General features: G+C 71.9%; 21 protein-coding genes. 10 read left to right on the forward strand and 11 right to left on the reverse strand.

Going from position 1 to position 22,883, the window contains the following annotated elements:
* Positions 1 to 63: 63 nt before the first annotated feature.
* The gene (locus tag Scani_RS25325) at positions 64 to 1,098 is read left to right on the forward strand and encodes a YhgE/Pip domain-containing protein (protein WP_159480136.1); all 1,035 of its coding nucleotides are present in this window, start codon (positions 64 to 66) and stop codon (positions 1,096 to 1,098) included.
* Positions 1,095 to 1,418, forward strand: a complete 324-nt coding sequence (locus tag Scani_RS25330; protein WP_159480137.1) for a nuclear transport factor 2 family protein — start codon at positions 1,095 to 1,097, stop codon at positions 1,416 to 1,418. Before Scani_RS25325 ends, Scani_RS25330 begins: the two co-directional genes overlap by 4 nt.
* 121 nt (positions 1,419 to 1,539) lie before the next feature.
* Here Scani_RS25330 and Scani_RS25335 read toward each other — a convergent pair whose 3' ends face one another.
* A complete protein-coding gene (locus tag Scani_RS25335; protein WP_159480138.1) occupies positions 1,540 to 2,310 on the reverse strand; it encodes an SDR family NAD(P)-dependent oxidoreductase in 771 nt (256 codons plus the stop codon).
* Positions 2,311 to 2,417: 107 nt separating this feature from the next.
* On the opposite strand from Scani_RS25335, the gene Scani_RS25340 reads away from it, so the two are divergent.
* A complete protein-coding gene (locus Scani_RS25340; RefSeq protein ID WP_159480139.1) occupies positions 2,418 to 3,086 on the forward strand; it encodes a TetR/AcrR family transcriptional regulator in 669 nt (222 codons plus the stop codon).
* A 477-nt stretch (positions 3,087 to 3,563) separates the two neighbouring features.
* The gene (locus Scani_RS25345; RefSeq protein WP_159480140.1) at positions 3,564 to 4,001 is read left to right on the forward strand and encodes a subtilase-type protease inhibitor; all 438 of its coding nucleotides are present in this window, start codon (positions 3,564 to 3,566) and stop codon (positions 3,999 to 4,001) included.
* Positions 4,002 to 4,151: 150 nt separating this feature from the next.
* Here Scani_RS25345 and Scani_RS25350 read toward each other — a convergent pair whose 3' ends face one another.
* The 3 genes from Scani_RS25350 to Scani_RS25360 form a co-directional block, all read right to left on the reverse strand.
* A complete protein-coding gene (locus Scani_RS25350; RefSeq protein WP_159480141.1) occupies positions 4,152 to 5,228 on the reverse strand; it encodes a S1 family peptidase in 1,077 nt (358 codons plus the stop codon).
* A gap of 430 nt (positions 5,229 to 5,658) precedes the next feature.
* Entirely contained in the window at positions 5,659 to 6,585 is a 927-nt protein-coding gene (locus Scani_RS25355) for a slipin family protein (protein WP_159480142.1), read from the reverse strand.
* A 230-nt stretch (positions 6,586 to 6,815) separates the two neighbouring features.
* Positions 6,816 to 7,715 carry a S1 family peptidase gene (locus tag Scani_RS25360; protein WP_159480143.1) on the reverse strand — a complete coding sequence of 300 codons (900 nt, stop codon included), beginning with the start codon at positions 7,713 to 7,715 and terminating at the stop codon, positions 6,816 to 6,818.
* Positions 7,716 to 8,398: 683 nt separating this feature from the next.
* On the opposite strand from Scani_RS25360, the gene Scani_RS25365 reads away from it, so the two are divergent.
* Positions 8,399 to 8,848, forward strand: coding sequence for a cell division protein SepF (locus tag Scani_RS25365; protein ID WP_159480144.1), 450 nt, complete (start codon positions 8,399 to 8,401; stop codon positions 8,846 to 8,848).
* Positions 8,849 to 8,954: 106 nt separating this feature from the next.
* Here the strand turns inward: Scani_RS25365 and Scani_RS25370 are convergent, their stop codons facing one another.
* Entirely contained in the window at positions 8,955 to 10,163 is a 1,209-nt protein-coding gene (locus Scani_RS25370; protein ID WP_159480145.1) for an acyl-CoA dehydrogenase family protein, read from the reverse strand.
* Positions 10,164 to 10,302: 139 nt separating this feature from the next.
* Positions 10,303 to 11,952: an MFS transporter gene (locus Scani_RS25375; RefSeq protein WP_159480146.1), complete on the reverse strand. Its 1,650-nt coding sequence runs from the start codon at positions 11,950 to 11,952 to the stop codon at positions 10,303 to 10,305.
* Between the two features lie 211 nt (positions 11,953 to 12,163).
* Here Scani_RS25375 and Scani_RS25380 point away from each other — a divergent pair, with 211 nt between their 5' ends.
* Both Scani_RS25380 and Scani_RS25385 read left to right on the forward strand, forming a co-directional pair.
* Positions 12,164 to 13,357, forward strand: a complete 1,194-nt coding sequence (locus Scani_RS25380) for a putative hexosyltransferase (protein WP_159480147.1) — start codon at positions 12,164 to 12,166, stop codon at positions 13,355 to 13,357.
* Between the two features lie 285 nt (positions 13,358 to 13,642).
* Entirely contained in the window at positions 13,643 to 14,674 is a 1,032-nt protein-coding gene (locus tag Scani_RS25385) for a phosphatase PAP2 family protein (RefSeq protein ID WP_174872752.1), read from the forward strand.
* A gap of 102 nt (positions 14,675 to 14,776) precedes the next feature.
* Here the strand turns inward: Scani_RS25385 and Scani_RS25390 are convergent, their stop codons facing one another.
* A complete protein-coding gene (locus tag Scani_RS25390) occupies positions 14,777 to 14,992 on the reverse strand; it encodes an I78 family peptidase inhibitor (protein WP_159480148.1) in 216 nt (71 codons plus the stop codon).
* A gap of 508 nt (positions 14,993 to 15,500) precedes the next feature.
* Here Scani_RS25390 and ctaD point away from each other — a divergent pair.
* Positions 15,501 to 17,183 carry an aa3-type cytochrome oxidase subunit I gene (gene ctaD, locus Scani_RS25395; protein ID WP_159480149.1) on the forward strand — a complete coding sequence of 561 codons (1,683 nt, stop codon included), beginning with the start codon at positions 15,501 to 15,503 and terminating at the stop codon, positions 17,181 to 17,183.
* Here ctaD and Scani_RS25400 read toward each other — a convergent pair.
* The 4 genes from Scani_RS25400 to Scani_RS25415 all read right to left on the reverse strand — a co-directional run bounded on the left by Scani_RS25400 (position 17,071) and on the right by Scani_RS25415 (position 21,316).
* Positions 17,071 to 18,108 carry a helix-turn-helix transcriptional regulator gene (locus tag Scani_RS25400; RefSeq protein WP_159480150.1) on the reverse strand — a complete coding sequence of 346 codons (1,038 nt, stop codon included), beginning with the start codon at positions 18,106 to 18,108 and terminating at the stop codon, positions 17,071 to 17,073. The genes ctaD and Scani_RS25400 overlap by 113 nt on opposite strands.
* Before the next feature lie 73 nt (positions 18,109 to 18,181).
* Positions 18,182 to 19,117 carry a hypothetical protein gene (locus Scani_RS25405; protein WP_371872376.1) on the reverse strand — a complete coding sequence of 312 codons (936 nt, stop codon included), beginning with the start codon at positions 19,115 to 19,117 and terminating at the stop codon, positions 18,182 to 18,184.
* Positions 19,118 to 19,152: 35 nt separating this feature from the next.
* Positions 19,153 to 20,412, reverse strand: coding sequence for a glycosyltransferase family 4 protein (locus Scani_RS25410; RefSeq protein WP_159480152.1), 1,260 nt, complete (start codon positions 20,410 to 20,412; stop codon positions 19,153 to 19,155).
* Positions 20,413 to 20,704: 292 nt separating this feature from the next.
* Complete coding sequence (locus Scani_RS25415; RefSeq protein ID WP_159480153.1) at positions 20,705 to 21,316, reverse strand: LysM peptidoglycan-binding domain-containing protein; 612 nt, start codon at positions 21,314 to 21,316, stop codon at positions 20,705 to 20,707.
* A gap of 284 nt (positions 21,317 to 21,600) precedes the next feature.
* Between Scani_RS25415 and Scani_RS25420 the strand changes: the two genes are divergently transcribed.
* Positions 21,601 to 22,398 (forward strand): DUF8842 C-terminal domain-containing protein, encoded by a 798-nt coding sequence (locus tag Scani_RS25420; RefSeq protein ID WP_159480154.1) that lies wholly within the window; start codon positions 21,601 to 21,603, stop codon positions 22,396 to 22,398.
* 173 nt (positions 22,399 to 22,571) lie between these two features.
* Complete coding sequence (locus tag Scani_RS25425) at positions 22,572 to 22,862, forward strand: hypothetical protein (RefSeq protein WP_159480155.1); 291 nt, start codon at positions 22,572 to 22,574, stop codon at positions 22,860 to 22,862.
* The last annotated feature ends 21 nt before the right edge of the window (positions 22,863 to 22,883 follow it).

Consider the following 22,883-nt stretch of genomic DNA (forward strand, 5'->3'; position numbering starts at 1 on the left):
TAGCGGTGCAAAAGCACCCGACACGGCGGACCGGCAGCCGGAAGCGCGGCGAGGAGCGACCGCATGGCCACGACGGACGACGGCACCCGCACCACCTTCCTCGAAGAGGTGCGGAGCGCGGTGACGCCCCATGCCTCGCTGCTGGTGCTCGGCGTGCTGGGCCTGATGATCGCGTTCATCACGTCGTACACCGGGGCCTTCCACCACCCCAGGCCCACCGATGTGCCGTTCGGCGTGGTCGCCCCCGCGCGGGTCAGCGGGGAACTCGTGGGCAAACTGGACCGGCTGCCCGGCTCCCCCCTGGACCCGCGCGCGGTGCCCTCCGAGCGGGCCGCGCGCGCACGGCTCGCGGACCGGACCCTCGACGGCGCGCTGATCGTCGACCCGCGCGGCCGCACCGACCGGCTCCTGGTGGCCGGCGGCGGTGGCGCCTCCCTCGCCCAGGCGGTCGAACTGGTCGTCCGCTCGGCGGAGAAGGCCGAGCGCCGCACCGTGCGCACCGTGGACGTGGCCCCGGCGGACCCGGGCGACAGCCGCAGCCTGTCGTCCTTCTACCTGGTCGTCGGCTGGTGCGTCGGCGGCTATCTGTGCGCCGCGATCCTGGCGATCAGCGCCGGGGCGCGGCCCTCCAACGGGCACCGGGCGGTCATCCGGCTGGCCGCGCTCGGCCTGTACGCGATCGCCGCCGGACTGGCCGGGACGCTCATCGTCGGACCGGTCCTCGGCGCGCTGCCCGGCACGTTCTTCGGGCTGTGGGGGCTGGGCGCCCTGATCGTGTTCGCGGTGGGTGCCACGACCCTGGCCTGCCAGGCCCTGCTGGGCATCATCGGCATCGGCCTGGCGATCCTGCTGATCGTCATCCTCGGCAACCCGAGCGCGGGCGGCGCCTACCCCTATCCGATGCTGCCGCCGTTCTGGCGCGCCATCGGCCCCGCCCTCCCCCCGGGCGCGGGCACCTGGGCCGCGCGCTCCCTGGCCTACTTCCGCGGCAGCGCGGTCACCGGCCCGCTCCTGGTGCTGTCCGCCTGGGCGGTGGGCGGCACCTTGATCACCCTGGCACGTTCGATCTTCCGCACGAAAGGCGGGACCCCCTCATGACCCTCTCCGCCAACCGGCTGTCCGACCCCGCGGTACGGGCCCTGGTCACGGCCCTCAACAACAACGACGAGCAGGCGTTCTTCGACGCCCTCACCCCCGACGCCACCATGTCCGACGACGGGTCCGACCGGGATCTGCGCGAGTGGTGCGACCGGGAGATCTTCGCGACGCGAGGGCACATGGACGTGCGGTCCGAATCGCACCAGGGACTGTCCCTGGTGGCGGACTACCGCAACGACACCTGGGGCGAGATGCGCACCCGCTGGCGCTTCACGGTGGAGAACGGGAAGGTGAGCCGGTTCGAGACCGGGCAGGCCTGACCTCCGGCAGGGCATACGGCCCCGGCAGGGGATGGGCGCGGCATCTCACGCCGGAGAGCCGCGCCCATCCCCCGGCAAGCGCCCGCAGGGAGAGCGCCGGGGCCCGCCCACGGACCGTGGCTCACATATGCGTTCCGCCGTCGATCCGGATCTCCGTGCCGGTGATGAACGCACCGTCGCGCGAGGCGAGCATCGCGATGACCCCCGCGACCGTGTCCGGGCTCGCGAAACCCTCGCCGATGGCCGGGAAGAGCTTGTCGAACAGGCTCGTGTCGGCGTCCTCGGGCAGTCCGGGGACGGGGCCGCTGGTCATACCGCTGGCGATGGAACCCGGCGCCACGCACACCGCACGCAGCCCCTGCTTGCCGTACTCGCTCGCGATGGCGTGCGTCATGGACTGGATGCCGCCCTTGCTCGCCGCGTACGCCGACATGTACGGGTGCGCGAACGAGGCGGAGGTGGAGCTGAAGTTGACCACGACCGGCTCCCGGCCCTCCAGGAGCGCGGGCAGCGACTCACGGATCATCAGGAACGTGCCGGTCAGGTTGACCGTGATGACCTGCTGGAACTCCGCCAGGCTGGTGTGGTGGGTGTGCGAGGAGCGCAGGATGCCGGCCGCGTTGACCAGGACGTCCAGGCCGCCGAGAGCGCTCACCGCGGCGGCGACGGCGGTACGGACCGCCGCCTCGTCGGCTATGTCCAGCACCGTGGTCTCCAGCCGCCCGGCGCCGCCGTCCGCGGCCGCCCGATCGGCGGTGCCCTGCAGACCCGCCGCATCGATGTCCGCCGCGACCACCCGGCCGCCCTCGGCGAGGATCCGGTGGACGGTGGCCCGGCCGATGCCCGAGCCGGCTCCGGTGATCAGGGTGCGGCGGCCGTCAAAGCGGTTCATGGTCCAGCTCCGTTCTCGAGGTACTCGCGCACGGTATGCCCAGATGGCACAGTGCGCCAATTTCGCGTGACGTGCCAATGTCGGCCGATCTTCCGTAGGCTGACGCCATGCCCACCGCACCCCGACCCGCCCCGCTCCCCCGCCCCTCGCTCACCGAGCGGCGCAAGGCCGAGACCCAGCTGGAGATCGCCCGTACCGCCGCGGCCCTGTTCACGGAGCGCGGCGCCGCCGTCACCGCCGACGACATCGCCCGCGCCTCGGGGGTCGCGCTGCGCACCTTCTACCGGTACTTCCGCACCAAGGAGGACGCGGTGGCACCGCTGCTCGCCGTCGGGGTGCAGCAGTGGATCGACGACCTGGCCGCCGCCTCTCCCGGCCCGGACGCGGCCGCCGTACGCGAGGTGCTGGAGCAAACGGCCCGCCGGTCGCTGACACCCGCCGACGAACCGGCCGTGGACGCGCTGCGCTGGACCCGCGGGCTGCTGCGGGCGATGCCGGCCGATCCCACACTGCGTGCGGTCTGGCACCGGGTCCACCACGAGGCCGAGGAGGCGCTGGTGCCGGTCCTGGCGCGACTGACCGGCGCGGGCCCGCTGGAGGCACGGCTGGCCGCGGCCGCCGCGAACACCGCGATGCGGGTCGCGGTGGAGGAGTGGGCGGCGGGCGGCGGGGCGCCGGACGGGCCCCAGGGGCCCGCCGCGCTGGTGACACGGTGCATGCGGACACTCACGGCCGGGCTCCCGCAGCGGGACGGGGCGGACAGCCGCGAAGGGTGAGAGGTGAGGTGCCGGCGGGAGCGCGGTTGCCGGGCCGCAAACGGGCAAACCCGTGCCCGCGCGCCGGCGGAACCGGGCCCTCAGGGCGGCCGGACCCGGGCGGGGTAAGGCGAGCAACGGGTGGCCGGTTCTTACCTCAGCGGGCATCCCGGGCAGCACGGAGGGACCCTCCGCCCCTCCTCTTCGGCCAATCGCCGGAGATCCAAACCCGCCCGAACGGCCGGTCGGCGGCCGGATCCCTCCCTTCCGGGCGCGGGCGGCCCTTGCCAGGAGCATGACCGGCACCGCATCCCCGCTGGCCGCACCGCCCTTCCCTCGGGCCGGGCCGCACCACCTCCGGCCCGTTCGCGCCATTACTCTCAGCTTTCACCTAATGACTCAAAGCGATCGCCTTGTGCCCACTCAAGATGCTTTCGAGGTGCGGTTGGGCCAGACTCCCGTCCGGTATCTGCACCTTCGAGCAAGGGAGTGTTCGTCATGCGGTACATCACTGGGGCGGTCGCGCTCGGCGCGGCGCTGGTCCTGGGCACCCTGGCCACCACCGCACAGGCCGCCGCACCGGCGCAGCCGGCGCGGAGCGGCGGCCTCTACGCCCCGACGGAACTGGTGCTGACGGTCGGCCAGGGCGAAAGCCGCGCGACCGCCACGGTGCAGCGCGCCGTGACGCTCAGCTGTATGCCCGGGGCCAGGGGCAGCCACCCGGACCCGCAGGCCGCCTGCACCCAGCTGCGGGCGGTGGCCGGCGACTTCAACGCGATAACCGCCACCCCCTCGGACCGCCTGTGCACCAAGGAGTGGAACCCGTTCGTGGTCACCGCGGACGGCGTGTGGCAGGGCAAGCGGGTCTCGTACAGCTACACCTTCGCCAACGCCTGCGCGATGAACAGCGACCTCGACTCGGTCTTCGCGTTCTGATCCGAGCCGTTCAGATCCCCGGGCACCGGTGGGTGGTGCCCGGGGATCGTCGTGTGCGGCGGGCGCGCCGTGGGCCGGTGCCGCCCCCGGACGTGGACCGCGTCCGGAAGGCGGCGCCGTGCGCCAGGGCAAGGTGCCGCCGCGCGAGGGTCAGCCGATCTGCGCGCCGTAGGCCTTCAGGGCCTCGGGGACGGGCTGGAAGAAGGTTTCGCCGCCCTTGGAGCAGTCGCCGCTGCCGCCGGAGGTGAGACCGATCGCGGCATCGCCGTCGAAGAGCGCGCCACCGCTGTCACCGGGCTCGGCGCAGACGTCGGTCTGGATCAGACCCTCGACCGTGCCCTCCTGGTAGTTGACACTGGCGTTCAGCGCCTTGACCGTGCCGCCGTGCACCTGGGTGGTGCTGCCGCTGCGCTGCACCTTTTCGCCGACGGTGGCCTCCGCGGCCTTGGTGATCTTCTGCGTGCTGCCGTTGTAGAGGTCGACCGCGCTCGGGTGCGGAGTGTCGCCCGTGTACTTGGCGAGGGAGAAGTCGTCGCCCGGGAACTTCGAGTCCTCGGTGGTCGCGATCGCCGAACCGCCCTGCTTGTCCGACCAGCTCTTGATCTCGTTGCCGCAGTGGCCGGCCGTCAGGAAGTACGGCTTGCCGTCCTTGACGACATTGAAGCCGAGCGAGCAGCGGGCGCCGCTCCCCCAGATCGCGTCGCCGCCGCCGATGAAGGGTTTGAACTCACCCTTGCTGCGGCGCACCTCGACCTTGTCGCCGAGGCTCTTGGCGACCTTGGTGAGCCGGTCCAGCTTGGTCCCCTTGACCGTACGGTCCGCGGTCACCACGACCTTGTTGCTCTGCGGGTCGATGCCCCAGGACGTACCGGGGATGGTCGCCTTCGACTTCAGCGTCCGCCGGGCCGAGTCGAGCTGGGCGAAGGTGTGCTCGACGAGTCTGGCCTCCGCCCCCTTGGCCCGCACGGCCCGCGCCTGCGCCTTGTTCACGACGTTGACGACCAGCTTCTTGGCCTTGGCGTCGTAGAAGGAACCGGCGGTGTCCGTCTTGAGGTGCGAGGCGAGGGTGGACGCCGCGGCGGAGGTCAGCTTGGCGAGCACCGGGGTGCGGGCGGGGGCCGGGGTCGCGTTGGCGTTGGCGAGGGCGACAGTGGCGGTGGCGGCGAGCGCGAGGGCTCCCGCACCCGCGACGACGACGCGCCGGTTGGGTATGCGACGGTGCTTCAAGTCGGAGCCTCCGTGGGGGGGAAGAGCCCGGAAACCGTGGGGAGTTTCGCGGGCCCGGAGAGTGAGGAGCGGGGGCAGGAACGGATCCGCCCGAGGGGCAGGCCCCAGGGAGGCGCGTCCATGCCAACGTGCGGGGCCGAGTATTCCCATCCGCCTCACTCGCGCACAAGACCGGGTTCCGGTCTCCCGTGCGGGAGTTCACAGTTCCGCCACACGAAGGTCACACCGACACCCGCACACCTCGATCCCGAGTGCGGACATCAGCGGGCACGCGCGGCGCTCGGCGGACGGCAACGTGTGTGGACTATAGCTGGCCGGAAAACAGCGGCCGGGGACCGGCCCCCGCACAGCAGGGATCGCCGTAAGTACCGTCACCAACAGGTACGTACGGCGATCAGACGGACATCAGGGGCGTATCGGCACTCCGCCGCTACGGCAGGTCCTCGGCCTCGGGGAGCTCCTCCAGCTCCGGGGGCGGCACGCCCTCCGCACCGGTCTCGGTGGCCGCACGCGAGACCCCGGGCGTCGCCGCCGGACCGGCCGGCCGCTCCCCGGCACCCCGCTCCGCCTCGGCCGCCGCGGTCTGCGCCTGGGCCTGCAGCCCGGAGCGCTCCAGGAACCGCAGCAGCTCGACGGGGAAGGGCAGGACGAGGGTGGAGTTCTTCTCGGCGGCGACCGCCACCACGGTCTGCAGCAGCCGCAGTTGCAGCGCGGCGGGCTGGTCGGACATCGCCTGGGCCGCCTGGGCCAGCTTCTTCGAGGCCTGCAGCTCGGCATCGGCGTTGATCACTCGCGCACGGCGGTCCCGGGTGGCCTCCGCCTGGCGGGCCATCGACCGCTTCATCGTCTCCGGCAGCGAGACGTCCTTGATCTCCACCCGGTCGACGGTCACCCCCCAGCCGATGGCCGGACTGTCCATCATCAGCTCCAGGCCCTGATTGAGCTTCTCCCGGTTCGACAGCAGGTCGTCCAGTTCGCTCTTGCCGATGATCGACCGCAGGGAGGTCTGCGCCATCTGCGAGACCGCGAAGCGGTAGTCCTCGACCCGGACGACCGCGTCGGCGGCGTCCACGACCTTGAAATAGACCACCGCGTCGACCCGGACGGTGACATTGTCCCGGGTGATGCCCTCCTGGGCGGGGACCGGCATCGTGACGATCTGCATATTGACCTTGCGCATCCGGTCGACGCCCGGAACGATCATGGTGAATCCCGGCCCGCGCACCTCGGAGACCAGCCGCCCCAGCCGGAGCACCACACCGCGCTCGTACTGCTTGACCACCCGCGCCGCGGCCACGAAATAGACGGCACCCACGGAGGCCAGCGCCACCCCGGCCGTCACCAGCTCTTCGACCATCACGGCTCCCTGAAACGTGCCGCATACCGTCCAAATTGCGTCATTTACCATGGTATGCCTGGCTCGGGGAGCCGGTCGAGGCGCGCACCGGGCACGGCCGGGCCCCCGTCCACCGGCGGACGGGGGCCCTTGTGCTGCCGGAGCCGGGTCCGGCGATCGGTGCGGAGGTCACTCCGTGCGGGGTCCCGGTGCGCACCGGGGCAGGTCCGTACGGAGTCGGCGGGCCGGCGTCAGTAGACGCTCACGCCGTAGGCGCTCAGCGCCTCGGTGACGGGCTGGAAGAACGTGGTGCCGCCGGAGGTGCAGTCGCCGCTGCCGCCGGAGGTGAGGCCGAGCGCCTTGGTCCCGGAGTAGAGGGGGCCGCCGCTGTCGCCGGGCTCCGCGCAGACGGTGGTCTGGATGAGTCCGGAGACGATGTCGCCGCCGCCGTAGTTGACGGTGGCATTCAGCGCGGTGACCTGGCCGCTGTGGGTACCGGTGGTGGAGCCCCGGCGGGTGACCGTCTGGCCGACGGACGGGGTGCCGGCACTGGTGATGTCCTGGCTGCCGACGGTGCCCGCGTGGGACACCGAGCCGGTGTACTTGATGATGCCGTAGTCGTTGCCGGGGAAGCTGCTGCCCGCGGTCGGGCCGATGCTCGCGCCGGAGCCGGTGGTCCACGGCGGGTTGCCGTCGGTGCAGTGACCGGCGGTCAGGGCGTAATAGGTGCTGCCGCTGCGGACGTTGAAGCCCAGCGAGCAGCGCCAGCTGGGGGCGTAGATGGCGTCGCCGCCGGAGATGAACTTGCGGAAGGTGCCCGCGATGCGGTCGATGCGGACCGCGTCGGCGTTGCCGCCCGCGGCCCGCTCGATCTTGGCGATCCCCGCCTGGGAGACCGTGCGGTCGGCGGTGACGACCAGGGTGTGGGTCCTGCTGTCGACCCGCCAGGCGGTGCCCGCGACATCCGCGGTACGCACCGCGTTGCCGGCGGCGGTGAGCTGGGTGGCGCTGAACGTCCTTGTGGGGGCGGGGTTCTGCGCATTGGCGGTGGGGATGGCGATGGCACCTACGGCCACCAGTCCGGACGCCACGGCGATCAGCCGGGTGCGTCTCGCTACGCCGCTGCGGGGGGTGGTGCGCTCGTTCCTCACTGATTCCTCCGAGGGGGATCGGGGGCCGCCGGTGGGCGGCCCGTGAGGCGCAGCCGAAGGGCACGCGGGAATCCGCACGTTCATTTTCAGCGTGCCCCTGACAAGCGCTGAGCGGAGTTTCGGGTGCGCCGCCCCCGCAGCGCAAGAGGGTCACACGATTGTCTTGTGCCGGTTACACGTTTCCCCTGGCCGCATCCCCCGCAACACGCCGCCCCGGCAGCCTTGTCGACGGCTGCCGGGGCGGCGCCGACCCCCTCGGTCGGAGCTGGGACGGATCAGCGGACGTTACGGTTCCGCTCCCCGGCCGACAGACAGGGCGGCGGGCAGGGCGTTGCCGGAAGCGGCAGCCCCACGGGGAGCGTGGCGCCGCGCCGGAGTGCTCCACCGGGCCGGAGGGCCCGGGACCGGCGGGGCATGTGCGCTGGTCCCGCCCACGAACCGACCGCCGGGTCAGGTTCGCCCTCCGCTGACCACTTGCCGTCGACCAAGGGTCAGGTACCGACCGTGACGTTCTTCATACTGTCAGTTTCCTTACGGGGCGCATAAGCTGATGCCGCGCCACCCTCTTTGCACCAGATGTGTCACGAACCCCCCGTGCGGCGGCTATCCACTTGGCACACTGTCGGCCTGATGGACGACGATAGGGGTACACACACAGACACCGCGGGTGAGAGGAGGCGTCAATGGGATCGGTGCGCAAGGCGAGCGCCTGGCTTGGCCTCGTCGACGACAGTGATGACGAGCGCTACTACGACGACGACTACGCCGAGGGACCCGATGCCGGCGACTCGGGCGAGAGCCCCTGGGTCACCGACCCCCGGATCCGGGTGGCCGACGAGGCCGCCCAGGACCAGGGCACCCGCATCGCCACGGTCACCCCGGAGAGCTTCCGGGACGCCCGCGGCATCGGCGAGCTCTTCCGGGACGGCGTCCCGGTGATCGTCAACCTGACGGCCATGGAGCCCTCCGACGCCAAGCGGGTGGTGGACTTCGCGGCCGGCCTGACCTTCGGTCTGCGCGGTTCGATCGAGCGGGTCGCCACCCGGGTGTTCCTGCTGACCCCCGCCGACTACAAGGTCGTCAGCGGCGAGGCCCGCGCCCACCGCAACGGCGGCTTCTTCAACCAGAGTTGAGCGCGACCCGCGGGTGTCCGGCCGGGGGTCCGGGGGCTCGCAGCGGCAGAAGCAGGTGGGCGGGCCCCCGGATCGCGCGGCGACCGGCGTCAGCGGGCGAGGCCGCTCACCGGAAGGCGTCCAGACCGGTGAGCGCCTTGCCGAGCACCAGCTGGTGCATCTCGACGGTGCCCTCGTAGGTGAGCACCGATTCCAGGTTGGTCGCATGCCGCATGACGGGGTACTCCAGCGAGATCCCGTTGGCGCCGAGGATCGTCCGGGCCGTGCGGCAGATCTCGATCGCCTCCCGTACGTTGTTCAGCTTGCCGAAGCTGATCTGCTCGGGGCGCAGCCGCCCCGCGTCCATCCGCCGCCCCAGATGATGGGCCAGCAGGATCCCCTTGTGCAGTTCGACGGCCATGTCGGCGAGCTTGGCCTGGGTGAGCTGGAAGCCGCCGATGGGCTTGCCGAACTGCTCCCGCGTCTTCGCGTAGTCCAACGCCGCCTCGAAGCTGGCGCGGGCGGCTCCCATGGAGCCCCAGACGATGCCGTAGCGGGCGTGGCTGAGGCAGCCGAGCGGGCCGCGCAGCCCGGTGACGTCGGGGAGCACCGCGTCGGCCGGCAGCCGTACGTCGTCCATGACGAGTTCGCTGGTCACCGAGGCCCGCAGGGACCACTTGTGCTTGATCTCGGGGGCCGAGAACCCCGGGGTGTCGGTGGGGACCACGAAGCCGCGGATGCCGTCGTCGGTACGGGCCCAGACCACCGCGACCCCGGCCACCGAGCCATTGGTGATCCACATCTTGCGCCCGTTGAGCACCCAGTCGCCCCCGCTCCCGCGCTTGGCGTGGGTCCGCATCGCCGCGGGGTCGGAGCCGTGGTCGGGCTCGGTCAGGCCGAAGCAGCCGATGATCTCGCCGGCCGCCATTCCGGGCAGCCACCGCTGCTTCTGCTCCTCGGAGCCGAAGCGCCAGATCGCGTACATGGCCAGCGAGCCCTGGACGGAGACCAGCGAGCGGATGCCGGAGTCGGCGGCCTCCAGTTCCAGGCAGGCCAGGCCGTACTGGACGGCGGAGGCGCCCGCGCAGCCGTAACCGGTCAGGGACATCCCGAGGGCGCCGAGGGAGCCCAGTTCGCGGGCGAGTTCGCGGATGCCGGGGAGTTCGCCGCGCTCGTACCAGTCGGCGATCTGCGGCAGGACCCGGTCGGCGGCCCACCCGCGGACGGTGTCGCGGACGGCGCGGTCCTCGTCGGTCAGCAGGTCGTCGAGGCCCAGGGGGTCACCGGGGTCGAACGGCGGGACCGCAGAGGAAGCTGCGGACGGCTTTGCGGACATGGCGGGGCCTCCGGCGGGTTCAGCGCTCGCGCGAAAAACTAGCAGCGGTAGTTATCTCGCTTCCGACGGTACGGCCCGCGATGCCGCGCGGCAAGGGTCACCGCCGCGCGGCGGGGCGGCCGCAGGCGCGTCGCGCCGGTCAGCGCCCGGAGTTCGCCGGGGCGGGCTCGCCGTCGCGGCCGGCGCCGGCCGTGCCATCGGCCGGAGCAGGCTCCCCGTCCGCCTCGGCCCGCTCCGTGGAGTCCGCCGCCCGGCGCGGCAGTCGCAGCGCGATGCCGGCACCGATCAGCAGCAGCACGGCGCTGGCGACGAGGGTGACGTGCAGCCCGTGGACGAAGGACTCCCGGGCGGCCTCGCGCAGCGTGGCCCTGGCGTCCTCGCCCAGACCGGCGGCCACCTTGTAGGCCTCGCCGAGGGAGTGCGCGGCCGAGGCGGAAGCCCGCCCGGGGACGCCGTCGACGTGGTTCAGGCCCGGGGCGTAGGCGGCGTTCATGACGCTGCCGAGCAGGGCGACACCGATCCCCGCGCCGAGTTGGTAGGAGGTCTCCCCGATCGCGGCGGCGCCGCCCGACTGCTCGGCCGGGGCCTCGCTGAGCATCGACTCGTACGCCCCGAACAGCGTGGACTGGAAGCCGAAGCCGAGCAGGACGAAGCCCGTGGACAGCAGCCACGGACGGTCCTGGCTGCTCATCGCGGTCAGACAGAGCACCGCGACGGCGGTCAGCACGAAGCCGAGGGAGACCATGGCGCGCGGGCCGACGGCCTGCAGCATCTTCGAGCCGGTCAGGCCGGCGGCCATCGCCGCGAAGACCAGCGGCAGCATCCGCAGGCCGGTCTCCAGCGGGCTCAGTCCGAGGACGAGCTGGAGGTACTGGACGGCGATCAGCTGCAGGCCCACCAGGGCGAGCATGGCCAGCACGATGCAGCCGACGGAGGTGCCGAAGGCGGGCCTGGCGAACAGCCGCATATCGATCAGCGGGTGCTCGCGGCGGCGCTGGCGGCGGACGAACAGGACCAGCAGCAGCACGCCGAGGACGATGGGCAGCAGGGTGGTCGGGCCCACCACGGCAGCGCCGCTGCCGATCCGCTTGACGCCGAGGACGATGCCCAGCACGCCGAGCGCCGCGACGACCGCGCCGATCACGTCCCAGGGGCCGTTGCGCTCACCACGCGACTCCGGCAGCAGCCACCGGCCTATCAGCAGCATCGCGGCCATCATCGGGATGTTGATGAGGAAGACCGAGCCCCACCAGAAGTTCTCGACGAGGAAGCCGCCGAGGACCGGACCGACCGCGGCGCCGACCGCGGCCACCGCGCTCCACACCCCGATGGCGACCGCGCGCTCGCGCCGGTCGGGGAAGACCTGCCGCAGGATCGACAGCGTGGCCGGCATGATCATGGCGCCGCCGATGCCGAGCAGGGCGCGGGCCACCATCAGGATCTGCGGGTTGGGCGCGAGCGCGGCGGCGGCCGAGGCGAGGCCGAAGAGGCCGTAGCCGAGGAGGAGGACGCGGCGGCGGCCGACGCGGTCGCCGAGGGTGCCGAAGAGGATCAGCAGTGAGGCCGCGATCAGCGGGTAGACATCGACGATCCAGAGGAGCTCCACCGGCCCCGGCCGCAGGTCCTCGGTGACCGAGGGCACGGCGACGTACAGGATCGTGGTGTCCAGCGCGACGAAGAGCAGGCTGACGCACAGCACGATCAGCACGGTCCAGCGATTCGCGCCGCCGCCTGTGAGCCGGGGAACACCAGCCGTCCGTCCACTGCCGGACGCCGTCGTCCCGGACATGCAGCACCTCCAGTCATGCTCTCGCGGCCACGGATCAGGGCGCGAAAACGCCCCGGGGGAACCGGCGGCACAAGCGAGTAGGGACGTCAGACTACGCGAGTCCCGGTGGGTGCCGCGTGGCTCACCTCACGATGAGACGCGCATCGCAGCCCGGTACGTTGCGCCTCCCGCCGTCGGCAATCGTTCTTCGGCCACCTGGATAATCGTCGGGATGAACGATCTTGCCTCCGCCGCCGTACCCGGCCGCCCGCCGTGCGACGTCCCCGCCGCACGCGCCGCGCTGCGCCGGGCCGCACCCGCGCTGGCGGCCTTCGCGGCGATCCGGCTGCTGGGACTGGTCGTTCTCGCGGTGTGGTCGACGGCCGACGGCAAGGACTGGCACACGCTGCTGACCGCGCGCTGGGACGCGCTCTGGTACACCCGGGTCGCCGAGCAGGGCTACGGCTACACCGTGCAACTGCCCAACGGCGACGTGCACTCCAACCTGGCGTTTTTCCCGCTGCTGCCCTGGCTGGAGCGCGGACTGTCGGCCCTGACGCCGCTGTCGCCCGCCGACGCCGGGCTGGTGGTGACATGGCTGGCCTCACTGGCTGCGGCCTGGGCGCTCTACGCGACCGGCGAGCGGCTCCACGGGCAGCGGGCCGGGATCGCCCTGGCGGCGCTGTGGGCCGCGCTGCCGGTCGGGATCGTGCAGTCGATGGCGTACTCGGAGGCGCTGTTCACCGCGCTCGCCGCCTGGAGCCTGTACGCCGTACTGACCGGGCGCTGGGTGTGGGCGGGCGTACTGACCTCGCTGGCCGGGCTGACCCGGCCGGTGGGCGCGGCGGTGGTCGCGGCCGTGTGGATCACCGCGGCGGTGACGCTGTGGCGGCAGCGGACCGGCGGCGTACGGCTGCGCGCGGCGCTGCGCGCGCAGCCGGGTCTGCTGCCCGGCGTGCTGCTCGCCCCGCTCGGCTGGTGCGGCTTCTTCCTGTGGGTGGGGGCGCGGCAGGGCTCGTTCACCGGCTACCTGGACGTCCAGGGCAACTGGGGCAACGGCTTCGACGGGGGGATCGCCTTCGGCACCTTCGCCTGGCACCAGTTGTCGGGACCCGCCTTCGCCGCCGGCCTCGGGCTGCTCGTCGGCGTCGGGCTGGTGATCTGGCTGTATCTGCGCGGCGTACGGCAGGGCCAGCCGCTGCCGCTGGCGGTCTACGGCGGGACCGTGCTGCTGCTCGCGCTGACCGCCAAGGGCTACTTCGGGTCCAAGCCGCGGCTGATGCTGCCGGCCTATCCGCTGCTGCTGCCGCTGGCGGTGGGGCTCGCGCGGTGGCGCCCGGTACGGGCCTGGCTGGTCGTCGGCCTGGTGGCGGCGGGCTCGGCGGCGTACGGGGCGTTCTGGCTGAACGGTTCGGGGCCTCCGTGACCCCCGGGAACACCCCGTGACCGGACGATCTCCTTCCGTGACGACCCCTCGGGGAAACGTCGCGCGGCCCCCGGGCAAAGGCCGGATAAACTCTGCCCGGAGAAAAGCAGATAAGGCGCTCAGGGTGACGACACGCGGATCCGGGGAGAGGTTTGAGAATCGCCGGGAATTCCCCGCCAAATCCTTGTGGCGAAGCCTCGATTGAGACACATTCCACATCACATCGTCATTACAAAGCGCACAGTTTGACCAAGCACCTACATCACACGCGGTAACGTCGATTGAGTGCGTACCGATGACAAGCTCGACCAGATGGAGGAGCGCCCGACCGATCGCGCCCGACCACCCCGCATGACCCGGACCCGCCTGTGGCTGTTCTGGGGCACGCTGGCGGTGTATCTCGCGATCGTGGCCGGAGTGCTGGCCACTTCATGGCTGGTCACGTTCGACTGGCAAGTCATGTTCTTCAGGCCCTACAAGCAGTGGCCTGAGATCCATGCCTTCCTCGACTACTTCGTTGTACTGGGGCAGCGCGGACCGACCGCGGTGGCCGTTGCGGCCTGGCTGGGCTGGCGCTGCTGGCGCCAGCGCAACCTCCACCCGCTGCTGGTGCTCGGCGCCTCGCTGCTGCTGCTGAACATCACCGTGGGCGCCGCCAAGCTCGGCATGGGCCGGCTCGGCCCGCACTACGCGACCGTGGTCGGCGCCAACGAGATGGGGCTCGGCGGCGACATATTCCCCTCGGGCCACACCGCGAACGCCGTGGTGACCTGGGGCGTGCTGGCCTACCTGGCGACCACCTCGCTGCGCCGCCGGACGCTGTCCGTGATCGCCGCGCTGGGCGCGCTGGGCGTCGGCATGACCACCGTCTACCTCGGCACCCACTGGGTCAGCGATGTGCTGCTCGGCTGGGCGGCGGGTCTGCTGGTGCTGCTGGCGATGCCGTGGCTGGAGCCCGGGGTCACCTGGTTCGAGGACCGCCTGATGGGCATCCTGCTGCGGCTGTGGCTGCGGCTGCGCCCCGATTCGCTGCGCGGCCCGCTGCCGGTCGGCTCGCTGGCCCCCGGCGTGTCCCGGCAGCGCATCGCCCCCGACGGCGAGTTGCTCGTCCGCGAGCCGATCCCCGCGGGTACGGGCAGCCGGTCCGCCCACACCCCGGACGGCTGGCCGCACCACCCCTCGCGCCCGTACACCATCCGCTCGGAGCGCGCCCCGGCCACCCCGGCGGGCAGCCGGCGGCCGCCGCACGCGGACCGCATGCCGCGCACCTCGCCGCTGAGCCCGACCTCCGGGCGCGGCCGCAACGCGAGCGGCTGAGCGCACCGCGAGCAGCGGGGCCGGTACGCACACCCCACCCCGCAGCGAAGGCCCCGCCCGCTCTTCACAGAGCGGGCGGGGCCTTCGTCGTGGGTACGGCGGTCAGCCCTGCCAGGTGCGGCGCACCGTGCCGTCCTCGACCTCGAAATTGAGGCGGCCGGCGAGGTACTCCATGGTGATGATCGCGCCCGGGGGCAGCGAGCGGACGGTCGTCCAGCCACGCCCCCCGGCCTGCTCCTCGGCGTCCTGCTGGGCGAGGCCGACATACGCCTCGATGTCGTCCTGAGGGTTGTCCGGAAGGTTCGGTACGTCAGCCATGACAGCCACCGTAGGCGTCCGCGCCGGCCCGCGGAAGGCCGGCCCTCGCACACCTCGGTGACCACCCGGTCCGTCATTGGTCACACTTGTGTCACAGCGAACGTTCGTGCGTTTGCCGGAACTTCCGTCACCCTTACGCGCCGTACGACCGCGCATCCGGGTGGAAATTTGGACGGCCGGAATTCCGCCTTGATCGCCTGCGAAACGGGAGCAGTCGCTCGGCACATCGCGGCAAGCCGTCCGAAAACAATCCCCCGTAAAAGCCGGATTCCCCTTATCCGAAGTCCTTTATCGGCCGCCGGGAAATTGCCCAACGCGCCACAATCCGCACACATTTCCCGCACATCGCCCCGCTTGCCGGTCCCGTGCCCTCCCCCGGCCCGTCGGCCGCCCTGTCCGCAGGCCCGCCCGATCCCACCGGAACGGACCGGAGCGCCACCTCGCTCTGCGCGTCCCGCCCGAGCATCATGTGCCGGGCCCCAGTACACCTTCGACGAACGAGGTGCGGATGGTTACGGACACCGGCCGGGCGGACCTCCGGCCCCCGGGGGCCCGGCGCCGCGGGGCGGTGCTGGTCGACTGGCTGACGACCACCGACCACAAGAAGATCGGGCACCTCTACCTGATCACCGCGTTCGGATTCTTCCTGGTGGGTGGCCTGCTGGCGCTGGTGATGCGTGCCGAACTGGCCCGCCCGGGGCTGCAGATCATCAATGCGGAGCAGTACAACCAGGCTCTGACCATGCACGGCACGATCATGCTGCTGCTGTTCGCCACCCCCGCCTTCGCCGGCTTCGCGAACGAGATCATGCCGTTGCAGATCGGCTCGCCCGATGTGGCCTTCCCGCGGCTGAACATGTTCTCGTACTGGCTCTTCCTCTTCGGCGGCCTGATCGTGCTCGGCAGCTTCCTCACGCCGTACGGTGGCCCGGCCTTCGGGTGGACGGCCTACGCCCCGCTGAACTCGATGGTCCGCTCCCCCGGCGTCGGCGCCGATATGTGGATCATGGGGCTGGCGCTGGCCGGCTTCGGCACCATCCTCGGTGCCGTCAACTTCATCACCACGATCCTCGTGCTCCGGGCGCCCGGGATGACGATGTTCCGGATGCCGGTGTTCACCTGGAACATCCTCTTCACCTCGATCCTGGTGCTGATGGCCTTCCCCGTCCTGGCGGCGGCGCTGCTGGTGCTGGAGGCGGACCGGCAGTTCGGGTCGGTGGTGTTCGAGGCGCAGTGGGGCGGTGCGCTGCTGTGGCAGCACATGTTCTGGTTCTTCGGCCACCCCGAGGTCTACATCATCGCGCTGCCGTTCTTCGGCATCATCACGGAGATCATCCCGGTCTTCTCCCGCAAGCCGATCTTCGGCTACGTCATGCTGATCGGCGCGACGATGGCCATCACGGCCCTGTCGGTGATGGTCTGGGCGCACCACATGTTCGTGACGGGGGCGGTGCTGCTGCCGTTCTTCTCCGTCATGTCGTTCCTGATCGCGGCGCCGACCGGAGTGAAGTTCTTCAACTGGATCGGCACCATGTGGCACGGCTCGGTGTCCTTCGAGACGCCGATGCTGTGGTCGATCGGGTTCCTGGTCAGCTTTCTGTTCGGCGGACTGACCGGCGTCATCCTCGCCTCACCGCCGATGGACTTCCACGTCACCGATTCCTACTTCGTCGTCGGGCACTTCCACTACGTCGTTTTCGGGACGGTCGTCTTCGCCACGTACGCGGGCTTCTACTTCTGGTGGCCGAAATTCACCGGCAAGATGCTCGACGAGCGGCTGGGAAAGATCCACTTCTGGACACTGTTCGTCGGCTTCCACACCACCTTCCTCGTCCAGCACTGGCTGGGCGTCGAAGGCATGCCGCGGCGCTACGCCGACTATCTGGCCGCCGACGGCTTCACGGCCCTGAACACCCTCTCCACCGTCGGCTCCTTCCTGCTCGGCCTGTCCACGCTGCCGTTCCTCTACAACGTCTGGAAGACCACCCGGTACGGCTCCACGGTGACCATGGACGACCCCTGGGGCTTCGGCCGCTCGCTGGAGTGGGCGACCTCCTCTCCGCCGCCCCGGCACAACTTCACGACCCTTCCGAAGATCCGTTCCGAGTCCCCGGCGTTCGACCTGCACCATCCGGAGGTGGGGAAGCAGCCGGTGGTGGCGCCGCCAATGCCCGGGAGAGCCGGTCCCTGATCTCCCGGATGCGGCTGTGCAGCTCCGGCGGCTCACGGACCTCGAAGTCGAAGCCCGTCAGCGCGATGTGGATCACCATCACCTCCAGGCTGTGCGCCCCCGTGCGCAGCAGACAGGACCGCTCGTCGACGGCTTCGAGCGTCCCGGCGGCCGGGCCGATGCGCTCCGCGGCCCGCTCCAGCGGGGCATGCAGCAGCACGGTGGCCTGCCGTGCGTAGACCCGGGTGGAGATGCCCTGGGCGACGTACGCGGCGAGGTCCGGGGCCGGCGGCGGGCGGGGCGTGAAGCGCGGCCCGTGCGGCGGGGTGGGGGTGAGGCGGTCGGCCCGGTAGGTGCGCCAGTCCGCGCGGTCCACGTCCCAGGCGACGAGGTACCAGTGGCGCCGGGCACAGACCAGGCGGTGCGGCTCCACGGTGCGGCGGGAGACCGTGCCGTCGTGGGTGGTGTAGTCGAAGCGGAGCCGGTGGCAGTCCCGGCAGGCGTGCGCGAGCTCGGTGAGGAGGGTGGGGTCGACCCGGGGGCCGCCGCTGCCGAGCAGCGGGACGGTGAAGGCGTTCAGCGCACCGACCTGGCGCTGCAGCCGGTGCGGCAGCACCTGCTCCAGCTTCGCCAGCGCGCGTACGGAGGACTCCTCGATGCCCTCGACACCGCCCGCCGCGGCGGTGCGCAGCCCGACCGCGACCGCCACCGCCTCCTCGTCGTCCAGCAGCAGCGGCGGGAGTTCGGCGCCGGCACCGAGGCGGTAGCCGCCGGCCGTGCCCGGCGCGGAGTGGACGGGGTAGCCGAGCTCGCGCAGCCGGTCGATGTCCCGGCGCACCGTGCGCGGGGTGATATCGAGCCGGTCGGCGAGCTCCGCGCCGGACCACTCCCGGTGCGCCTGCAGCAGCGAGAGCAGACGGAGCAGACGTGCCGAGGTCTCCAACATGGCCCGAGTCTCCCAGCCTTTGCGGACACCTGCGGTCCTCGATGAGGTCACCGGGACCGCAGGCAGCGCCCCGTCAGCTCTCCGTGGCTCCCGCGACCCGTACGGCCAGGTCGTTGTCGAGCGTGTAGTACGGGCCGACCCTGAGCTCCTCCGCGTCCGCGTGCACCGGCAGCGCGGGGTAGCTGAAGACCTGCTTCTTGTCGGCGATGTCGTCCAGGAGGCGGGCGATGCGCACCGGCGGGGCGCCCTCGGCGGGGCGCAGCCACAGGTCCCACGGCTCGCTGCCCCGCTCCCAGTGGCCCGCCAGCTCCTCGTAGGGCAGTGCGAAGGTGAACTCCGGGCCCTCGACGGTCAGCGGGACGGTGACCGTGACCGGCGCGGAGTCCGGGGCGGCCGGGGTACGGCGCGACCGGGCCTCGGCGCGGGCACCGGCGCCCGGCGAGGCGCCGTAGAGCCGGCCGGAGACCGTCATGCCGTCGGGGGTGACAAGGATGTCACCCGCTTCGGCATGCGGTCCGCGCAGCCAGCTGCGCAGCGCGAGGTTGCCGAACTTGGTCGCGTACGGGATGCGCACACCGAGCCGGCCGATGCCCGCCAGCGGCCGGCGGTCCACCAGGGACCGCAGGTCGTTGAGGCCCGGCAGCAGGCGTTGCGGGTCCCGGCCGTCGCCGAGGTCGGCGTAGGCGTTCCAGCGGCCCTCGGCGAGGGAGACGGTGCTGGGCAGCACGGCGCGCAGGCGCCCGGCGCCGTTCGGCCCGAGCGGCAGCCGCACCTCGTCGTCCGCACCGTCGCCGCCGCGCAGCCGCAGCACCAGCGCCGCGCTCCAGGCGGCCGGGGTCTCCTGAGGGGCGTTCAGATCGAAGGTGAGGCCGCCCGCGGAGTCCGCGATGCAGTCGGCCCGCAGTTCCACCGGCGCCGCCTCGTTCCCTTCCTCCGGCCGCTCGGGGCGGTGGGTTCCCGCACTCGCCGGAACCATGGGTTCCTGGTCGATGGCAGAGGACTCCTTCATCTCGTCTCCGGTCACAATCAGTTGGCTCGACGCCGTCATACCGTCCGCACCCCTCTCAGCGCGGCGCGGGCCGCATCCTTGGTGGCGTATGCGCCGCCGAGCAGGGCTCCGCGGGCGCGATGCAGGCTGCCGCGCAGCCGGTTGCCCCGCCCGCGGGCGAGCAGCTCACCGAAGAGCTCCTCATAGCGTCCGGCGACCGCGGCGGGGTCGAAGCGGGCCGACGAGACCAGCGCGGCCCCGCCCATCCGCTTGCGGGCGGCGTCGTCGTTGATCAGCGTGAGCAGCGAGCCGGCCAGCGCCTCCGGATCGCCGACCGGCACCAGCCGGCCGTCCACCCCGTCGTCGATGATCTCGCCGGGGCCGTGCGGGCAGTTGGTGGCGACGACCGGCAGCCCGCAGCGCATGGCCTCGACGATCGTCATCCCGAAGGACTCCAGGCTGGAGGAGACCGCCGCGATCGAGCCCTTGGCCCACTCGGGCTCCAGGGGGTTGGCCGGGCCCATCAGGAAGACGTGGTTGTACAGGCCGAGTTCGTCGATCAGGGTGCGCAGGGCGGCCTTCTCGGCGCCGCCGCCGTAGATCCGCAGCCGCCAGTCGGGCCGCTCGGCGGCGACCTGGGCGAAGGCACGGATGAGGATGTCGTAGCGCTTGACGCGGGCGAGCCGGCCGGCCGCGACGACCCACTTGCCGCTGCCGTCGGCGGGCGCCAGAGCGGGCGCCGGCACGCTGTTGGGCACGGCCTCGACGCGTACTCCGGGCAGTCGCAGCGTCCGGCGGTAGGTACGGGCATCGGCCTCGGTGACGGTGGTGACCGCGTCGAGGCGCGGATAGGCGCTGCGCAGCGCCAGCTTGAGCGCCCTGCTGTGGGTGTCCAGGGTGAGGTGCTCCTGGCCTATCCGGACCGGGCCGCGGCGCGCCTGCTTGGCGATGTGCACATTGAGTCCGGGCCGGGTGCCGACCACCACGTCCGTCTCGATCCGGCGCAGATGCTGGGCTATTCGGCGGTCGGTGAGCTCGCTGTACTGGCCGAAACGGTTCTCGGCGGCGGGAAATATCCTGGCGGGACGGGCGTGCGCGGGGTCCGCGCCCTCGTAGCCGGGGCTGTTCTCCCTGATGTCCACGAGATGCCGCAGCGCGACCCGCGGACCGAGGTCGAAGACCGGGTCGTCGCGGTGGCGCAGTACGGACACGATCTCGACGTCGTGCTGCTCGGCGAGCGTTCGCGCGAGGTTGAACGTCGTCCGGATCGTCCCCCCGATGCCGTAGGCATTATGAATCAGGAATGAGATGTGCATCCGTCCCCGTGTCCCCTGGTCTTCCGGTCGTTCTGGTCTCCCCGTGGGCCGCGTCGCACCCCCCTCCCGATGGCGCGACGCGGCCCCCTGCTGACCGGTAGGACCGCGAATTGGGGTTCCTGGTTGGGCCTTTCGCCAAGTTGTTCCGCAAAAGTTAGGTCATCGGTAGCCGCGGCACGGAACCTCCCGGGTCCAAACCCCCTCCACCTTGCCGGGCGACCAGGCCTTCCGCCGGACCGGGCAGGGCCGCCGGACGCCGCCCCGGCCCTGCCGGACTCCGGCTGTCCGACCGTCAGTCGTCGTACGCAGGCCGGGAGTGCGACTTCTTCGGCGCCCGCGGGAGCCGGAGCTTGACGCCGGCCGGCAGTCTGCTGGGGTCGGGGCCGATGGTGGAGCGGTTGGCGCTGTACAGCGCCCGCCAGCCACCCTTCACGTGGTACTTCTCGGCGATCTCGCCGAGCGTCTCCCCGCGCCGTACGACATGGGTCCGGGCGGGCGGGATCAGCCCGTAGCGCTGGGCGCACTCGGGCCAGGCGCCCCACCCCTGGGCGGCCTGCACCCTCTTCGCGATCTTGATCTGCTCGCCGCGGCTGGCGAGGTCGGCCCGCTCCGCGAAGTCCAGGCCACCGAAGGCCTCCCAGGTGGGCTGCCAGAACTGCAGCCCGCCGTAGAAGGTGTTGCCGGTGTTGATGTGCCAGTCCCCGCTGCTCTCGCAGTCGGCGAGGCAGCCCCAGGGCCACTGGTCGGCGGCGCAGGCGTGCGAGGCCTTGCCGCCCCCGCCGTCGCCGCCCGCGCCGTCGGCGACGGCGTCGCCCGGCAGGCACAGCACCAGGGCAGCGGCCGCCGCGGTGAGCAGCCCGACGGATCCCACGAAGCGCCGAGGCGCCGAAGAGTTGTCCGACATAGCCGGTGACGGTAAGCAGCCGTCGGCCGCTGACCAGCGCGCCACGCCCTCCCGGCTCCGCACCCACCCGGTCCGGTGTACGGAACACCGCCGACTGCATCAGGTTCTGCGCAAGAGTTGGCGTTATGTGACCGCTTCTGGGACGGCTTTCCGCGGTTTTCCGCTGTGCGGGGATTGGTTCGATTCTGTTCCCGCCCTCGCGTGACTCCTGCCGCAGGTCACCCGTTGTCCTGGTACGAGCCGGGAGACCACCCGGCAGACGCACAGAGATCGAGGAGCCACCCGTGCCGCGCATGCTCGACGTCAGCGACGACGTTCGCGCCGAGATCGGCGACGAAGAAGCCGACCGCCTGCTGGCCGGTGGCGACGCCCCCGGCAGCTACGACTGCACCTCCTGCCGGACCCCCGGCGACAGCGAGCAGGAGCGCACCAGCACCGTCCTGTTCGTGGGCGAGGAGACCGCGGTGCTCGCGTTCGCCCATGCCACCTGCATCCCCTCGCAGGTCGTCCCGGTGTCGGAGGAGCAGCTCCAGGGAGCCGTGCGCTCCATCACCGGAGAGGACGCCGCCCCCGAGACCCCCGCCCCGGCCGTTCCGCTCCCCACCACCCCGCGTCAGGCGACCCTCGGGATCACCTGCGGCCTGGTGCTGGTCGAGAGCGACCTGCGCCCGGCCCTGGTGGTCGAGCCGGACGGCCCGATCGCGCGTCCCGGCTCGGTCGGGCCCCACGACGACTTCCTCCCGCTGCTCCTGGAGCAGGGCTTCCACCCGGTGACGGACATGAACCAGCTCCCGGCCCCGAACCCGGGCTGGTCCGCGCTGCTGGCCATGGGCAAGCTGCACGCCGTCCTGCAGCCGGGCAACGCCGGACAGCAGGCCGCCTGGTGGCAGGCCCACCAGCCGCTGGCCGTCTCCGACGGCTGGCGCGCCGCCGCCAACAAGGCGCAGTCGGTGCTGATGTACGCGGCGCCCGCCGGCTCCATCGGCCACCAGCCCCGCGAGGACCTGATGCGCGACGCGCTGGAGAACGCCGCGGCCAAGGGCGCCCTGGTCGCCGCGGAGATGCCGCTGGCCGGCACCTGACGGCCTCCCGGCACCCGATCGCGGGGGCAGGACCGCCATTCCGGACGGTCATGCCCTCGCGATCAGCCATTTCCGCCCGAAAGCCGCATCCCGCGGCCATCGGGGTCGTTGGCACATACGTGCACGCATACGACCCCTCCTCCCGCGCCCCGTACCCCCACCCGATCCCCGGCATGCGCCCGTCCCACGAACACCGGACGGCGCACACCACGGACCATGGCTCGGCCACGCCGATCTATGACGCGCTGTACGCCGAGTACCGCCGCTCCTTCCGGGCCCTGCCGGGGGACCGTACGGACGAGCCGGAACTCCCCGAGGTGCTGCGCGGTGCCGGGAACTGGAGCCGTACGGCGGCGTCCGCGGGCCACTGGGAGGTCGTGAGCCGGCCGTCGTACCACCCGCGGGGTCATGCCCCGGCGGCGCTGCCACCGGCTCAGCGGGACGCCCGGCCGCACGGACGCTGATCCGTCCACGCGGCCCGGGGC

Origin of the sequence: Streptomyces caniferus (assembly GCF_009811555.1) — a bacterium.
Classification (GTDB): Bacteria; Actinomycetota; Actinomycetes; order Streptomycetales; family Streptomycetaceae; genus Streptomyces; species Streptomyces caniferus.